Source organism: Variovorax sp. AC194 (assembly GCF_979257995.1).
Map to the genome: position 1 here is coordinate 6,501,366 of NZ_OZ409823.1, position 15,327 is coordinate 6,516,692.

A 15,327-nucleotide genomic window follows, 5' to 3' on the forward strand; every position below is an offset into this window, starting at 1 on the left:
CCGACGCGCCGATGCGCGGTGAATCCAGTTGCGCGGGCCTGCCGTATTGGTTTCAAGCGCATCGCGCCTCCGAGCTGTTGGCGGTTCCACAGAAAACCTCGACAACCATTTCTTTCCAGGAGACTTCCATGAAAAAACTCGTGATCGCACTCGGCGTTTCGGTCCTGCTCGGCGCTTGCGCGGGCGGCATGGGCATGAGCGGCAGCGGCAGCTCCGGCATGTCGTCCAACCCGATGGTCGGCGGCGCCGCGATGTACCCGACGAAGGACATCGTCGACAACGCCGTGAATTCGAAGGACCACACGACGCTGGTCGCCGCCGTCAAGGCCGCGGACCTGGTCGGCACGCTCAAGAGCCCCGGCCCGTTCACCGTGTTCGCGCCGACCAACGCGGCCTTCGCGGCCCTGCCCGCAGGCACCGTCGACACGCTGCTCAAGCCCGAGAACAAGCCCACGCTGGTCAAGGTGCTGACCTATCACGTGGTGCCCGGCAAGATGGACGGCCCCGCGCTCATGAGCGCGATCAACGCGGGCGGCGGCAAGGCCGTGCTCAAGACCGCCAGCGGCGGCACGCTCACCGCGACGATGAGCGGCAGCAACGTGATGGTGACCGATGCCAAGGGCGGCACCGCGATGGTGACGATCGCCAACGTGTACCAGTCGAACGGCGTGATCCACGTCGTGAACAAGGTGCTGCTGCCGGGCTGATCGCCCTCGATGCAGCGGACTTGCGTCAGGTCCGCTGCGCCGCCTCGGCTTCGTCGCGCAGCCATTGCGCGAAGTCCTGCGCGTCGCGATTGCTCGCGGCGCGCCTGGACATCTCGATGAAGTAGCCGCGGTGCGATGCGGCGCCCTCGCCGAGCGGCGCCACGAGCCGGCCGTCGCGCACGAGTTCGCGCAGCAACGGCAAGCGCCCGATCACCACGCCCTGCCCCGCCACCGCGGCGGCCACCGCATCGGCGTATTGCGTGAAGCGCAGCGTGCTCTTCATGCGCAGGTCTTGCAGCCCCATCACCTTGAGCCACGGCTCCCAATCGGCGGTCGGGGCTTCGCTGTGGTCCGGGTATTCGACGGTGAGCAGCGTGAGCCTGGAAAAGTCCGAGAGCTCCCGCAGCGACGCGACCAGCTGCGGCGAGCACAGCGGGATCACCGACTCCTCGAACAGCGCCGGCCCCACACCGCGGCCGATGGGCGCGAAGCGCACCGCGAGATCGAGGCGGCTCACGTCCAGGTCGAGCACATCGAGCGTGGCCGACACGCGCACGTCCACCTGCGGGTGCGTGCCGGTGAAGCGAGCCAGTTTCGGAATGAGCCAGAGCGATGCGAAGCCCGGCGTGGTGGTGATCGCCACCTGCCGCGGCGCGGCGCTCGCGCGCACGCGGGCCGTGGCATCGCGCAGCCGCTCCAGGCTGTCGGTGACCGCGCGCTGCAACACGCCGCCGGCCTCGGTGAGCGCCAGCGCGCGATGGCGGCGCTCGAACAGCAGCACGCCCAGGCTGGCTTCGAGTTGCTGGATCTGCCGGCTTACGGCCGACTGCGTGAGGTGCAACTCGCCGGCCGCGAGCGTGAAGCTGAGCTGGCGCGCGGCGGCCTCGAAACTGCGCAGCAATTCCAGCGGCGGGAGTTCGCCGCTCGGGGTTCTGGAGGCTTTCGCATTCTCTGGATGCATGCAACGAGTTCCGAATGACCGCGTGTAAGGAAGGGGACGACTCACTATATTCATTCGTATCCCGAATGCAATGGAGCTTGCCATGAGCACCCAACCGAATACCCGCCCGCCCGCTCCCTCGCGCTTTCACGTCAGCCTGCCGACGCGCACCGTCTTCGCCGTGCCCGACGGCGCGGGCGTGGGCATCGAGTGCCGCAGCGGCACCGTCTGGGTCACGCTGGACCGCGATCCGCGCGACATCGTGCTCGAGGCCGGCGAACGCTTCGACGGCACCGAGCACCGGCGCATCCTGGTGTCGGCGCTGACGGCGTCGTGCATCACCGTATCGGACGCGCAGCCCGCCGCGATGCCGCTCGCGAAGCCGGCGCGCGCGTGGTCGCCCTGGCGACTTCGGCCCCACGGGTTGTCCCCGGCTTGACCGGCGTGCCATCGGCGTCGACCCTCGATGCCATGGACTCCCAATCACCGATCCTCTATGAGCTCGCCGACGGCATCGCGACGCTCACGTTGAACCTGCCGGCCAAGCTGAACCCCATCGCGCACGGGCTGCAGGTCGAACTGCGCGACGCGCTGGAGCGCATCCGCGACGACCGCGCGGTGCGCGCCGTGATCCTGACGGGCGCGGGCAAGGCCTTCTGCGTGGGCGCCGACCTGAGCGCGATGGCGCCCGGTGAAGAAGGCAAGTCGCTCGGCACGCAGACGGCCGAATGGATGCAGTCGCTGAGCAATCCGCTGATCGAGACGCTGCGCACGCTGCCGGTGCCGGTGGTCGCCGCGGTGAACGGCGCGGCAGCCGGCGCGGGCGTTGGGCTGGCGCTCGCGGCGGACGTGACCATCGCGGCGCGCAGCGCGTACTTCTATCTTCCGTTCCTTCCGAAGCTGGGCATCGTGCCGGACCTGGGTTGCACCTGGGCCATTCCGCGGCGCGCCGGCAAGGCGCGCGCGATGGGCATGGCGCTGCTCGACGAACGCCTTAGCGCGGGCCGCGCGGTGCAGTGGGGCCTGATCTGGGCCTGTGCCGACGACGAGCAATTGATGGACGATGCGCGCGCGATCGCGCAGCGCCTCGCACGCCTGCCAGCGCATGCGGTGATCGAGGCGCGCGAAGCCTTCGAGGCTTCCGAGCGCCACACGCTGAAGGAACAGTTGCACTACGAAAGCGAACGCCAGCGCGAGCTGATCGACCGCCCGACCTTCCGCGAAGGCGTGAGCGCGTTCCTCGAGAAGCGGCCGCCCACGTTCGAGAGCCGCTGACATCCTGACACCCTGAAAACTGCCGGCACTGGCGCCTGACATAGGGCTGCGGGAGAATGCCCGCATGCCCATCCTCAACGCCTTCTACGCCCAGTCGGGCGGCGTCACTTCGGTCATCAATGCGTCGGCCTGCGGCGTGATCGAGACGGCACGAAAACACCCGGACCGCATCGGCAAGCTCTACGCCGGACGCAACGGCATCATCGGCGCGCTGACCGAAGAGTTGATCGACACGGGCGCCGAATCGGCCGAAGCCATCGCGGCGCTGCGCACCACGCCTTCGGGCGCGTTCGGTTCGTGCCGCTACAAGCTCAAGTCCCTTGAAAAAAACCGGCGCGAATACGAGCGGCTCATCGAAGTGTTCAAGGCGCACGGCATCGGCTATTTCTTCTACAACGGCGGCGGCGATTCGGCCGACACCTGCTTCAAGGTGAGCCAGCTGTCGCAATCGCTCGGCTATCCGCTGCAGGCGATCCACGTGCCCAAGACCATCGACAACGACCTGCCGCTGACCGACTGCTGCCCGGGCTTCGGCTCGGTCGCGAAATACGTGGCGGTGTCCACGCTCGAAGCCTCGTTCGACGTGCGCTCGATGGCGGCCACCTCGACCAAGGTGTTCGTGCTCGAGGTGATGGGCCGGCATGCGGGATGGATCGCCGCGGCCGGCGGGCTCGCCGCGGACCAGGGCATTCCGGTGGTGGTGCTGTTCCCCGAGATCGAGTTCGACAAGGCGCGTTTTCTCGCGCGCGTCGATGCGCTGGTCAAGCAGCACGGCTACTGCTCGGTCGTGGTGTCCGAGGGGTGCCACTACCCCGACGGCACCTTCCTCGCGGAACAGGGCACGCGCGATGCGTTCGGCCATGCGCAGCTCGGCGGCGCCGCGCCGGTGGTGGCGCAGATGATCAAGGACGCGCACGGCCACAAGTTCCATTGGGCCGTGGCCGACTACCTGCAGCGCGCGGCGCGGCACATCGCCTCGGCCACCGACGTGAAGCAGGCCTACGAGCTGGGCCAGCGCGCGGTCGAGCTCGCGCTCGAAGGCCGCAACGCGGTGATGCCGACGATCGAGCGCACCTCCGACGTGCCCTACGCGTACACCCTCGGCAGCGCGCCGCTCGAATCGGTGGCCAATGTCGAGAAGCCGATGCCGCGCGATTTCATCTCGGACGACGGCTACGGCATCACCGAGAAATGCCGGCGCTACCTGCTGCCGCTGATCGAGGGCGAGGACTACCCCGCATACCGCGATGGCTTGCCGGTGTATGTGACGTTGCAGAACGTCGCGGTGGCCAAAAAGCTGCCGGCTTTCGAACTCGCATGACGACAGCCACCACCGCCGCGGTCATCGACGCCACACGCTGCCCGCTGTGCGGCGAATCGAACCGCTGCGCGATGGAAGTCGAACGCGAGACGGGCCAGGCGCAGCCGCCTTGCTGGTGCATGCAGGTCGACTTCAGCAACGCGCCGCTCGCCAAACTGCCGGAGGCGATGCGCGGCTTGGCTTGCATCTGCGCACGCTGCGCCGCGGGAACGCCGCCTCAGGACTGAACGCCGCCCTGGGATTGCGATTGCGATTGCGTTTGGGATTGCGACTGCCCCTGTTCGGGCGCAGTCTCGACCGGCTCGGCTGCCGCCACATCGCTGGCCACCACCATCGTCGGCGCCGATCCGGGCCGCTGCTCGGTGATCACGCGGTGGATGAACTGCAGCTTGCCCACCGCCGCGCGCGGCAGCACGAAGGGGTAGTAGTCGGGCTGCCCCATGCTGCGCGACAGTTCGTTGAGCACGTTGGTCAGCAGCACCCAGCCGTTGATGAAGTCCAGGAATTTCGCGGCATCGGGATGCTCGGGCTGCCAGAGGTCTTCGGCGGTGAAGAGGTCGCTCGTCAACTCGACGTTCGTCGCATCGACGCCGAAGCTCATCGCGGTATCCGCGGTGTCGGCCATGTGCAGGTAGTGGGCCCAGGTCTCGGCCCAGTCTTCCCACGGATGCGTGCTCGCGTAGCTGCTCACGAAACGGTCGGCCCAGTCGGGCGGCGGGCCCTGTTCGTAGTGGGTCTGCAGCGCGGCGGCGTAGTCGGCGCGGTCGTCGCCGAAGAGCGCGCGGAAGTCGTCGATCCATGGCGTGGGCAGCACCAGGAGGTCCCAGTAGTAGTGGCCGATCTCGTGGCGGAAGTGCCCCAGCAGCGTGCGGTAGGGCTCGCGCATCTCGGCGCGGATGCGTTCGCGCACGGCGTCTTCGGCCTCCTCGGCATTGAGCGTGATCACGCCGTGCTCGTGGCCGGTCATGACGTGCGGGCCGCCGGGCATGTTGCTCAAGAAATCGAACGCGAGGCCGTGCACCGGATCGGCATGGCGGCTCACCACCGGCAGGCCGAGCGCGAGCAATTGCGAGACGAGGCGGCGCTTGGCGGTCTCCAGCTTGCGCCAGAGTTCGCCGTTGCTCTCCACCGAGAGGTCGGGAATGGTGCGGGTGACGCTGCACGCGAGGCAGTAGCCGGGCGCGAGGCCCTGGTCGTCGGGGGGAATGGTCTCGCCTTCGCGCGGCACTTCGATCATCCAGCTGCAGGCGGCGGGCGTCATGAGGTTCGCGCAGCGGTGGTAGGTCTTGCCGTGCGGATCGCCGAAGACGGTGAAGGTGTCGGGCAGCGCCCCCTCGCCGTCGGCCGGCGCGAGCGGCATGACGCCCAGGCGATCGATCACGTAGCCGAGCGGCGTGTGGCAGGCCAGGCACTCGCTGTTGCGCAGGAACACGGGACGGCCGCACTGGCAGCGGTAGGCGCGGCTCACGGTCGGCGCGGCGAGCTCGGTCGCGAGCGTGGGCGCGGCTTCCGGCTCGCCGTTGGCGGGCTGTTCGTTGACGGGATCGTTGATCGGGGAGTCCATGTTGTTGTCTTCTTGGCGCTGACGCGGAGGGGACAGCCGCTGCATTGTGCGACCGCCCGTTGCGGCCTTCGCCGCGCAAACACCGATATGCTTGTAGGACGACGGACCCCGAGACATTCCGCCGCCCCATGACCGCCCCACCCACGCCCGAAACCGCGCCCACGCCGGCGCCGCCCTCCATGGGCATCCTGCGCGAACGCTACGGCGAGCGCTACCGCTGGTATCTGCTGATGTCGGTGATGGTGGGGACGATGGCCTCGATCATGTCCTCGACCATCGTGAACGTCGCGATCCCCGGCATGAGCCACCACTTCTCGCTCGGCCAGGAGCGTGCGCAGTGGGTGAGCTCGGGTTTCATGGTGGCGATGACGGTCTCGATGCTCACCACGCCGTGGCTGCTTTCGCGCTACGGCTACCGCCGCACCTACGTGGGCACGATGCTGCTGCTGCTCGTGGGCGGCATCGTGGGCGGGCTGGCCAACAACTTCTCGCTGGTGCTGTTCGCGCGCGTGGCCGAAGGGCTCGCGGCGGGCGTGGTGCAGCCCATTCCGGCCATCATCATCCTGCGCGCCTTCGAGCCGCACGAGCAGGGGCGCGCGAGCGGCATCTTCGGCATGGGCGTGGTGCTGGCGCCGGCCATCGGGCCGAGCATCGGCGGGGTGCTGGTCGACCTGTTCGGCTGGCGCTCGATCTTCTTCATGGTGGTGCCGTTCTGCCTGGCCTCGATCTGGCTGGCCTACAAGTTCGTGCCCAGGACGGCGCCGGGCGGCGTGGCCGCGGTGCGCGGCGGCGGGCTCGATGCGCGCGGCCTCGCGCTGGGCACGGTCGGCACGCTGTGCCTCCTGAACGGGCTGGTCGAGCTGCGCGGGGATTCGCCGCTGCAGGCCGCACTGCTGCTGGGCGGCGCGCTGGTGTCGTTCGCCGCCTTCGTCTGGTGGCAGCGCCGGCTCGCGGCCTCGGGCGGCACGCCGCTCATGAACCTCGCGCTCTTCAAGTACCGCCAGTTCGCGATGGGGAGCGTGGTGGCGTTCATCTACGGCACGGCGCTCTTCGGCTCGACCTACCTGTTGCCGGTGTACATGCAGGTGGGGCTGAGCCTGTCGGCGTCGCACGTGGGCACCATTCTTCTGCCGGCCGGCATCGTGCTGGCCGTGACCATCGCCGGCGTGGGCCGGCTGGCCGACCGGCAGCCGACGTGGGTGCTGGTGACCGTGGGCCTTGCGCTGCTGGCCGCCTCGTTCGCGCTGATGATGGTGCTCAGGCTGGACAGCGCGATGTGGCTCCTGGTGGCGTTCGCGATCATCGGGCGCATCGGGCTGGGGTTCATCCTGCCGTCGCTCAACCTGGGCTCGATGCGTCCGTTGGCCAAGCCGCTGATTCCGCAGGGCGCGAGCGCGATCAACTTCGTGCGCATGCTGGGCGGCGCGGCCGGCGTGAGCCTGTGCGCGATCGTGCTCGAGTGGCGCATTGCCGCGCATGGCGATTCGCTGGCCAATCCGGTGAGCAGCCCGGCGCGGCTGGCGGCGTTCGACGAGGTGTTCGCGATGCTGGCGGGGCTGTGCGCGCTGGCGATCTGCGCGGCGTGGCAGCTGCGCGAAGGACCGAAACAGGCCGACGGGACAGCACGCAACACGGGGTAAACACCGGCGGACCTGGAAGGCGCTTTCGCATTCAATTGTTATCAGTTGTATCTGATAACGAAACGGTTCCATGCATCGCAGAAATTTCATTGCCGCCTCGGCTGCGGCAGCGGCCGGACTCGGCCCTCTTTCCTTTTCGGCCCATGCCGCCGAGAGCGGCGTCACCGACGGCGAGATCGTCCTGGGCCACACCGGCATCCTGAGCGGTCCGCTCGGCGTGCCGGTCAAGGTGGTGATGGCCGGCGCCGGCCTGGCCTTCGATGCGGTCAATGCGCAGGGCGGGCTGTCGGGCCGCAAGATCCGGGTGGTTTCGCTCGACGACGAGCTCAAGCCCGAGAAGGCCCTGGCCAACTACGAGAAGCTGCTGGCGGAGCACCGCGTCTTCGCGTTCTTCGGCTGCGTGGGCTCGGGCACCACCGCCGCGGGCGCCAAGGTCGTGAACCAGAGCGGCGCGCCGACGGTGGGCGGCTATGCGGTGTCGGATTCGGCCCGCGAGAAGATGGGCGCCGCCGGCTATTTCGTGCGCGCCACCTTCGCGCGCGAAGCCCAGGCGCTGGTGCAGCACCTGACGACCATCGGCGTGTCGCGCATCGCCGTGGCCTACCTGGACAACCCCGGCGGTGCGGAAGTCGCCAAGCTGGTCGAAGCCGCGCTGGACACGCTCAAGCTCAAGCCCGAGGCCGCGGTGGCCGTCAAGGGCGACGGCTCGGGCAACGAGGCATCCGGCAAGGCGCTGGCGGACAGCAAGGCGCAGGCCGTGATCATGTACCTGGGCGGCGGCATCGGCGGCGAGGTGATGAAAGCCGCCTGGGCGGCCGGCGGGCGGCAGATGTTCTACGGCATGTCGATCGTGCCGGGCGACGTCACCGCCAAGCTCGTGGGCGACAAGACCAGCGGGCTGGCCATCTCGCAGATCGTGCCGTACCCGTGGAGCGAGGTCGATGCCACCGCGCGCGAATTCCGCCAGCTGGCCGAACGCGCCAAGGTGGACCTGGGCTACCTGAGCTACGAGGGCTATGTGAACGCGCTCGTGATGATCGAGGGCCTGCGCCGCACCGGCCGCGACCTGACGCGCGCCAAGCTGCACGCGGCGCTCAAGGCGATGAAGCTGCGCATCGGCGGCATGGAGATCGACTTCACCGGCGCGAGCAACACGGGCTCGCGCTTCATCGAGATGGTGCGCGTGACCAAGGAGGGCAAGTTCATCCGCTAGCTGCGCGCGAGGGCGGCGCGAATCGCGGTCTAATCGCCTGCATGTGTCAATTGCTAGGGATGAACTGCAACACGCCGACCGACGTGACCTTCAGCTTCACGGGGTTCGCGCAGCGCGGTGGCCGTACCGACCACCATGCCGACGGCTGGGGCATCGCGTTCTTCGAGGACCGGGGCCTGCGCCATTTCGTGGACCACCAGCCAGCCAGCGAATCGCCGGTGGCGGAGCTGATCCGGCGCTATCCGATCCAGAGCCGCAACGTCATCGCGCACATCCGCAAGGCCACGCAGGGCGAGGTCAACCTGCAGAACTGCCACCCGTTCGTGCGCGAGCTGTGGGGGCGCTACTGGGTGTTTGCGCACAACGGCGACCTGAAGGATTTCCGGCCGCGCCTGCATGGCAATTTCCATCCCGTGGGCAACACCGACAGCGAGCACGCCTTCTGCTGGCTGATGCAGGAGCTGGCCAAGTCGCACGCGGGCGTGCCGAGCATCGAGGAGCTGACGCTCACGCTGCGCGAACTGGCGCCGCAGCTCGCGAGCCACGGCACCTTCAACTTCATGCTGTCGAACGGGCAGGCGCTCTGGGCGCATGCGTCGACCAACCTCTGGTACGTGGAGCGGCGGCATCCGTTCGTGACGGCGCAGCTGTCCGACGAAGACCTGGAGATCGACTTCGCCCAGCACACCACGCCGACCGACCGTGTGGCCGTGGTGGTGACCACGCCGCTCACCACCAACGAGACGTGGACGCCCTTCGCGCCGGGCGAACTGCATGTGTTCGTGGACGGGCAGCGGGCGGTCCGCTGAAGACTTGACGAAGACTTTTTACTGACACTTTTTTGCAACAGTGCAAGAAAGTATCGATGGCGGGGCTGCGCGAGAGAATAATAACGGTTCTCATTTGCGCACATCCGACCCTCCATGCCCGCTCCATTTTTCCCTCTTCGCCCGACCGCGATCGCGTCGCTCCTCGCCCTCAATGCCCTGACGGCGATGGCCCAGACCCCCGCGGCCGAGCCTGCACCGAGCGCTGCCCTGGCCCCCATCACCGTCGAAGCCAGCGCCGACGCCTCGGCCGAAGGCCTCGCCAAACCCTTCGCCGGCGGCCAGGTGGCGCGCGGCGGGCGGGTAGGCATCCTCGGCAACCAGGACATGATGAGCACGCCGTTCTCCAGCACCAACTACACCAACGAGCTGATCCAGGACCAGCAGGCCAAGAGCGTGGCCGACGTGCTGCTCAACGATCCGTCGGTGCGACAGGCGCGCGGCTTCGGCAACTTCCAGGAGCTGTACGTGGTGCGCGGCTTCCCCGTGTATTCGGACGACGTCTCCTACAACGGCCTCTACGGCATGCTGCCGCGCCAGTACATCGCCTCTGAATTCTTCGAGCGCGTGGAAGTGTTCCGTGGCGCCAACACCTTCCTGAACGGTGCCGCGCCCGGCGGGAGTGGCATCGGCGGCGCGATCAACCTGCTGCCCAAGCGCGCGCCCAACGACCCGCTCACCCGTGTCGGCTTCGGCGTGCAGAGCGGCGGCCAGGGCTTCGTCAACCTCGACCTGGCGCGCCGCTTCGGTCCCGACGACAGCCTGGGCGTTCGCGTGAACGCCGTGCGCCGCGAAGGCGGCACCGGCGTCTTCAAGGAAAGCCAGCAGCTGAGCGCCTTCGGCGTCGGCCTGGACTGGCACAGCCGCAACGTGCGCCTGTCGGCCGACTTCGGCTACCAGGACTTCGACCTGAAGGACGGCCGCCCGAGCCTCACGCCCTCCTCGACGCTGCCGATCCCACGCGCGCCCGACGCGAAGAGCAACTTCGCCCAGCCCTGGACCTACTCGAAGGAAAAGGACAAGTTCGCCACCTTCCGCGGCGAGGTCGACATCACCGACAACATCACGGCCTGGGCCGCCGGCGGCGTGCGCCGCAGCGACGAAGACAACGTGCTGTCGAACCCGACGCTGGTCAATTCGTTCGGCAACACCAGCAACACGCGCTTCAGCAACACGCGCAAGGACCGCATCGGCACCGCCGAGATCGGCGTGCGCGGCAACTTCACCACCGGCCCGGTGAAGCACACCGTGGTGGCCTCGGCCGCCACGTACAGCAACGACCGCGACAACGCCTACACGATCTCGCGCGGCGCCGTTCTCAACAACATCTACGCGCCCTTCTTCTCGCCCTACCCGGTCGCCAACAACTTCACCGGCAACACGCTCGAAGACCCGCGCCTGACCGACAAGATCGACACCTCGAGCATCGCCGTCGCCGACACCATGTCCTTCATGGAAGACCGTCTGCTGGTCACGCTCGGCGCGCGCCGCCAGACCATCAAGCAGACGAGCTTTGCCTACAACACGATCACGGAATCGAGCGCCTACGACAAGAGCAAGACCACGCCGGTGGCCGGCGTCGTGTTCAAGATCACGCCGACCGTGTCGGCCTACGCCAACTACATCGAAGCCCTGGTCAAGGGCAACGTGGCACCCGGCACGGTGAACAACCGGCCGGTCACCAACGCCGGCGAGGTGTTCGCGCCGTACCAGGCCAAGCAGAAGGAAATCGGCGTGAAGTACGACGGCGGCACGCTGGGCGCGAGCGCCGCGTTCTTCACCACCGACCAGCCGGTCTACCAGTACTCGGGCCAGTCCTACGGCCTGTACGGCAAGCAGCGCAACCAGGGCCTGGAGTTCTCGGTGTTCGGCCAGCCGGCCAAGGGCCTGCGCCTCCTGGGCGGCCTGACGCTGCTCGATGCCAAGCAGAAGAACACGCAAGGCGGCGCCACCGACGGCCTCACCGCCATCGGCGTGGCCAAGCAGCAGGCCAACCTGGGCGCCGAGTGGGATGTGCCGGGCGTGCGCAACCTGTCGCTGAATGCGCGCCTGCTGTACACCTCCAAGCAGTACGCCAACGCCGCCAACACGCAGCAGATTCCGGGCTGGACGCGCTTCGACATCGGCGCGCGCTACCTGGTCGATCTGGGCAACGGCCGCGCGCTCACGCTGCGCGCGCGCATCGACAACCTGTTCAACAAGTCGTACTGGGGCTCGGTGGGCGGCACGCAGGGCTCCAACTACCTGGTGATGGGCGCACCGCGCACCGTCTCGGTGAGCGGCACCATCGACTTCTGATGCGTGCGTTCGCGACGGCCATTCACCGCTGGGCGGGCCTGGCGGTCGCGCTGTTCCTCATCGTCTCGGGCCTGACCGGCGCCGTCATCTCGTGGGACCACGAGATCGACGGCTGGCTCAACCGCAAGCTCTACGACACGCAGAGCCGCGGCCCTTTCAGGGACCCGTTCGCGCTGGCCGCCGCGGTCGAGGCGAATGACCCGCGCGCGCGGGTCGCCTACATGCCGCTCGGCTTCGAGGAAGGCCACACGGCCGGCTACTTCGTGCAGCCGCGAACCGATCCAGCCACGGGCAAGCCCTTCAAGCTCGGCTACAACCAGGTCTTCGTCGATTCGGTCACCGCCGAGGTGCGCGGGCGCCGCGACTCGACAGCGATCTCGCTCAAGCCCGAGACGCTGATGCCGTTCCTGCGCAAGCTGCACTACATGCTGCACGTGCCCGCGATGTGGGGCACCGACCGCATCGGCTGGTGGATCATGGGCACGGTGGCGCTGGTGTGGCTCATCGACAGCTTCGTTGCGCTCTACCTCACGATGCCCCGGCGCCTGCGCAAGACCGTGCAGCCGGCGCACCGGCCTGCAACCGCCTGGTGGCAGCGCTGGAAGCCGGCGTGGACGGTGCGCTGGGCCGCAGGCGGCTACAAGCTCAACTTCGACCTGCACCGCGCGGGCGGGCTGTGGATCTGGGGGCTGATCATCGTCGTGGCCTTCACCTCGTTCTCGCTGAACCTCTACAAGGAGGTGTTCCACCCGATGCTCTCGCTGGTCTCCAAGACCACGCCGGGCCCCTCGGCGCTGGTGCCGCTCGCACCGCTGGGCACGCGCATCGAGCCCACCATCGGCTTTCGCGAGATCGTGGCGCAGGCCGAGGCCGAGGCGCGCCGCCGCGGCTGGACGACGCCGCCGGGCGGCGCGTTCTACAACGCGCGCGGCGGCTTCTACAACATCTCTTTCTTCGACCACGCCACGCACGACGACAGCGACGGCATGGGCCTGTCGAACCTCTACCTGGACGGGCGCGACGGCCACCTCATCGGCAGCAACCGGCCATGGCACGGCACGGCGGCCGACGTGTTCGCGCAGCTGCAACTGCCGCTGCACGGCGGGCGCATCCTGGGCATGCCGGGCCGCATCATGATGTCGGCGCTCGGGCTGGTGGTGGCGATGCTGTCGATCACCGGCATCGTCATCTGGGCGCGCAAGCTGCGCTCACGGCGGCTGCAGGCCCGGCGCGAGCGCGAAGCCCGCGCGGCGGCGCCTGTGCTCGCGTCCGCCTCCGAGCTCAGGCAGGACGCAGCGCTTTCTCCAGCGCGTCGATGAACATCTTCGGCACATCGAAGCCGGTCTGTTCCGTGATTTCCTGAAAGCACGTCGGGCTGGTCACGTTGATCTCGGTGACCGCGTCGCCGATCACGTCCAGCCCGATCAGGAGCAGCCCGCGCGGTGCCAGCACCTTGCCGATCGCCTCGGCGATCTCGCGGTTGCGCGCGGTCAGCGGCTGCGCCACGCCCTTGCCGCCCGCGGCCAGGTTGCCGCGCACTTCGGTGCCCTGCGGAATGCGCGCCAGCACGAAGGGCGCCGGCTCGCCCGCGATGATCAGGATGCGCTTGTCGCCCTGCACCACCTCGGGCACGAAGCGCTGCACCATGATCGTCTCGGCGCCGTCCTTGTTGAGCGTCTCGACGATGGAGCCCAGGTTCAGCGCGTCCTGCTTCACGCGGAAGATGCCCATGCCGCCCATGCCGTCGAGGGGCTTCAAGATGATGTCGCCGTGCTCCGCATGGAAGTCGCGCACGGCCTGCGCGCTGCGCGTGACCAGCGTGGGCGTCACGAACTGCGGAAACTCCATGATCGCGAGCTTCTCGGGGTGGTCGCGCAGCGCGCGCGGCGAGTTGACCACCTGCGCGCCCTCGCGCTCGGCCTGCTGCAGGAGGTGCGTCGAATAGATGTACTCGGCGTCGAAAGGCGGGTCCTTGCGCATCAGCACCGCGTCGAAGTCCTTCAGCGCCTTCGACTCGGTGATGTCGACGGTGTACCAGTCCTTGGCGTCTCCCGTGAGCGTGATCTGCTGCACCGTGGCCGTGACCAGCCCGCCCGACTTCCACTGGATGTCCTGCGGCAGGCAGGCCGCAATGCGGTGGCCGCGCCGCTGGGCCTCGCGCATCATCGAGAAGGTGGTGTCCTTGTAGATCTTGAAGTGATCGAGCGGGTCGGCGACGAAGAGGATGTTTTTCACGGGACGTTCTTTCCGGCGCCGGGTGCGGCGGCCACATTGGTTTCTGGGGCGATGTTGCCGGAAGCGGCCATCTCTTTGCCGACAGGGGCTTTTTGCTGTCGCCCCACCTGCTGCACGGCCAGCGCCACCGCCCCGGCCACCACGCCCCAGAAGGCCGAGCCGATGCCTGCCAGCGTGATGCCCGAGAGCGTGACCAGGAAGGTGATCAGCGCCGCCTCGCGGTGTGTTTCGTCGCGCACCGCGGCCGCGAGCCCGCCGCCGATGGTGCCCAGCAGCGCGAGGCCCGCGATGGCCGCGACCAGCTCTTTCGGAAACGCCGTGAGCAGCCCCGTGACCGCCGCGCCGAAGAGCCCGATCACCACGTAGATCGCACCGCAGGTCACCGCCGCCGTATAGCGCCGCGCCGGGTCTTCGTGGGCTTCGCGGCCCATGCACATGGCGGCCGTGATCGCGCTCAGATTCAGCGCGAACGCGCCGAAGGGCGCGAGCACCAGCGTCGCGAGGCCGCTGAGGGTGATGAGCTTGCTGACCGGTAAATCGCTGTAGCCGCTCGCGCGGATCGCCGCCACGCCGGGCAGGTTCTGCGAGGCCATGGTCACGACGAAGAGCGGCAGCGCCAGGCTCACGACCGCCTGCCAGCTGAAGACCGGCATCGTGAACACCGGCCAGGTCAGCGAGAAATGCACCGACGACCACGCGAGTTCGCCGCGCGCCGCCACGAAGACGATGGCCACGAGCAGCGTCAGCGGCACCGCATAGCGCGGCAGCAGCCGCCTGCCGACCAGGTAGGTGCCCAGCATCAGCAGCACCAGCGGCAAGGCCGTCTGCGCCGCGACGAAGGCCGAGATGCCGAAGCGCGCCAGCACGCCGGCCAGGAGCGCCGAGGCGATCGCCATCGGAATCCGGTTCATCACGCGCTCGAACCATCCGGTGGCGCCGGCCAGCACGATCAGCACCGCGCAGACGATGAATGCGCCCACCGCCTCGCCCATGCTGTGGCCGACGCCCGCGACCGCCAGCACGGCGGCGCCCGGCGTGCTCCAGGCGATCATCACCGGCTTCTTCCACCAGAGCGAAGGCAGCACCGAGGCCAGCCCCATGCCGATGCCCAGCGCCCACATCCACGAGGCCGCCATCTCCGGCGTGGCGCCGAAGGCCTGCGCGGCCTGGAACACGATGGCCACCGAACTCGTGAAACCCACGAGCACGGCGACGAAGCCCGCGGTGAAGGCCGAAAGGCTCAGGTCCTTGAAAAATGACATCGCGCGATTGTGCCGGGCGCCCGAAGGCCCGGGCGAGGCCCGTTC

At 68.4% G+C, this 15,327-nt stretch carries 14 protein-coding genes; 10 read left to right on the plus strand and 4 right to left on the minus strand.

Going from position 1 to position 15,327, the window contains the following annotated elements:
* The first annotated feature begins 128 nt into the window (after positions 1-128).
* Positions 129-707 (plus strand): fasciclin domain-containing protein, encoded by a 579-nt coding sequence (locus ACZYRS_RS30665; RefSeq protein WP_198787143.1) that lies wholly within the window; start codon positions 129-131, stop codon positions 705-707.
* Between the two features lie 25 nt (positions 708-732).
* Here the strand turns inward: ACZYRS_RS30665 and ACZYRS_RS30670 are convergent, their stop codons facing one another.
* Positions 733-1,668: a LysR substrate-binding domain-containing protein gene (locus ACZYRS_RS30670; RefSeq protein WP_463422221.1), complete on the minus strand. Its 936-nt coding sequence runs from the start codon at positions 1,666-1,668 to the stop codon at positions 733-735.
* A gap of 82 nt (positions 1,669-1,750) precedes the next feature.
* On the opposite strand from ACZYRS_RS30670, the gene ACZYRS_RS30675 reads away from it, so the two are divergent.
* The 4 genes from ACZYRS_RS30675 to ACZYRS_RS30690 all read left to right on the plus strand — a co-directional run bounded on the left by ACZYRS_RS30675 (position 1,751) and on the right by ACZYRS_RS30690 (position 4,470).
* Entirely contained in the window at positions 1,751-2,086 is a 336-nt protein-coding gene (locus tag ACZYRS_RS30675) for a DUF2917 domain-containing protein (RefSeq protein ID WP_463422222.1), read from the plus strand.
* A 32-nt stretch (positions 2,087-2,118) separates the two neighbouring features.
* Complete coding sequence (locus ACZYRS_RS30680) at positions 2,119-2,922, plus strand: enoyl-CoA hydratase-related protein (protein WP_463422223.1); 804 nt, start codon at positions 2,119-2,121, stop codon at positions 2,920-2,922.
* Between the two features lie 64 nt (positions 2,923-2,986).
* On the plus strand, positions 2,987-4,243 hold the full coding sequence (locus ACZYRS_RS30685) for a 6-phosphofructokinase (RefSeq protein WP_257862751.1): 1,257 nt from the start codon (positions 2,987-2,989) through the stop codon (positions 4,241-4,243).
* Complete coding sequence (locus ACZYRS_RS30690) at positions 4,240-4,470, plus strand: cysteine-rich CWC family protein (protein ID WP_198787138.1); 231 nt, start codon at positions 4,240-4,242, stop codon at positions 4,468-4,470. Before ACZYRS_RS30685 ends, ACZYRS_RS30690 begins: the two co-directional genes overlap by 4 nt.
* On the opposite strand, the gene ACZYRS_RS30695 is transcribed toward ACZYRS_RS30690, so the two are convergent.
* The gene (locus ACZYRS_RS30695) at positions 4,461-5,807 is read right to left on the minus strand and encodes a zinc-binding metallopeptidase family protein (protein ID WP_463422224.1); all 1,347 of its coding nucleotides are present in this window, start codon (positions 5,805-5,807) and stop codon (positions 4,461-4,463) included. The genes ACZYRS_RS30690 and ACZYRS_RS30695 overlap by 10 nt on opposite strands.
* 128 nt (positions 5,808-5,935) lie before the next feature.
* On the opposite strand from ACZYRS_RS30695, the gene ACZYRS_RS30700 reads away from it, so the two are divergent.
* The 5 genes from ACZYRS_RS30700 to ACZYRS_RS30720 all read left to right on the plus strand — a co-directional run bounded on the left by ACZYRS_RS30700 (position 5,936) and on the right by ACZYRS_RS30720 (position 13,104).
* Positions 5,936-7,447 (plus strand): DHA2 family efflux MFS transporter permease subunit, encoded by a 1,512-nt coding sequence (locus tag ACZYRS_RS30700; protein ID WP_463422225.1) that lies wholly within the window; start codon positions 5,936-5,938, stop codon positions 7,445-7,447.
* A 70-nt stretch (positions 7,448-7,517) separates the two neighbouring features.
* Positions 7,518-8,660, plus strand: coding sequence for an ABC transporter substrate-binding protein (locus tag ACZYRS_RS30705; protein ID WP_463422226.1), 1,143 nt, complete (start codon positions 7,518-7,520; stop codon positions 8,658-8,660).
* Between the two features lie 41 nt (positions 8,661-8,701).
* Positions 8,702-9,469 (plus strand): class II glutamine amidotransferase, encoded by a 768-nt coding sequence (locus ACZYRS_RS30710; protein ID WP_463422227.1) that lies wholly within the window; start codon positions 8,702-8,704, stop codon positions 9,467-9,469.
* A 114-nt stretch (positions 9,470-9,583) separates the two neighbouring features.
* Positions 9,584-11,785: a TonB-dependent receptor gene (locus ACZYRS_RS30715; protein ID WP_463422228.1), complete on the plus strand. Its 2,202-nt coding sequence runs from the start codon at positions 9,584-9,586 to the stop codon at positions 11,783-11,785.
* On the plus strand, positions 11,785-13,104 hold the full coding sequence (locus ACZYRS_RS30720; protein ID WP_463422229.1) for a PepSY-associated TM helix domain-containing protein: 1,320 nt from the start codon (positions 11,785-11,787) through the stop codon (positions 13,102-13,104). Before ACZYRS_RS30715 ends, ACZYRS_RS30720 begins: the two co-directional genes overlap by 1 nt.
* Here the strand turns inward: ACZYRS_RS30720 and gshB are convergent.
* Both gshB and ACZYRS_RS30730 read right to left on the minus strand, forming a co-directional pair.
* On the minus strand, positions 13,067-14,020 hold the full coding sequence (gene gshB, locus ACZYRS_RS30725; protein ID WP_198787131.1) for a glutathione synthase: 954 nt from the start codon (positions 14,018-14,020) through the stop codon (positions 13,067-13,069). The genes ACZYRS_RS30720 and gshB overlap by 38 nt on opposite strands.
* Positions 14,017-15,282, minus strand: a complete 1,266-nt coding sequence (locus tag ACZYRS_RS30730; RefSeq protein ID WP_463422230.1) for a benzoate/H(+) symporter BenE family transporter — start codon at positions 15,280-15,282, stop codon at positions 14,017-14,019. The genes gshB and ACZYRS_RS30730 overlap by 4 nt, the downstream gene beginning before the upstream one ends.
* Positions 15,283-15,327: the final 45 nt, after the last annotated feature.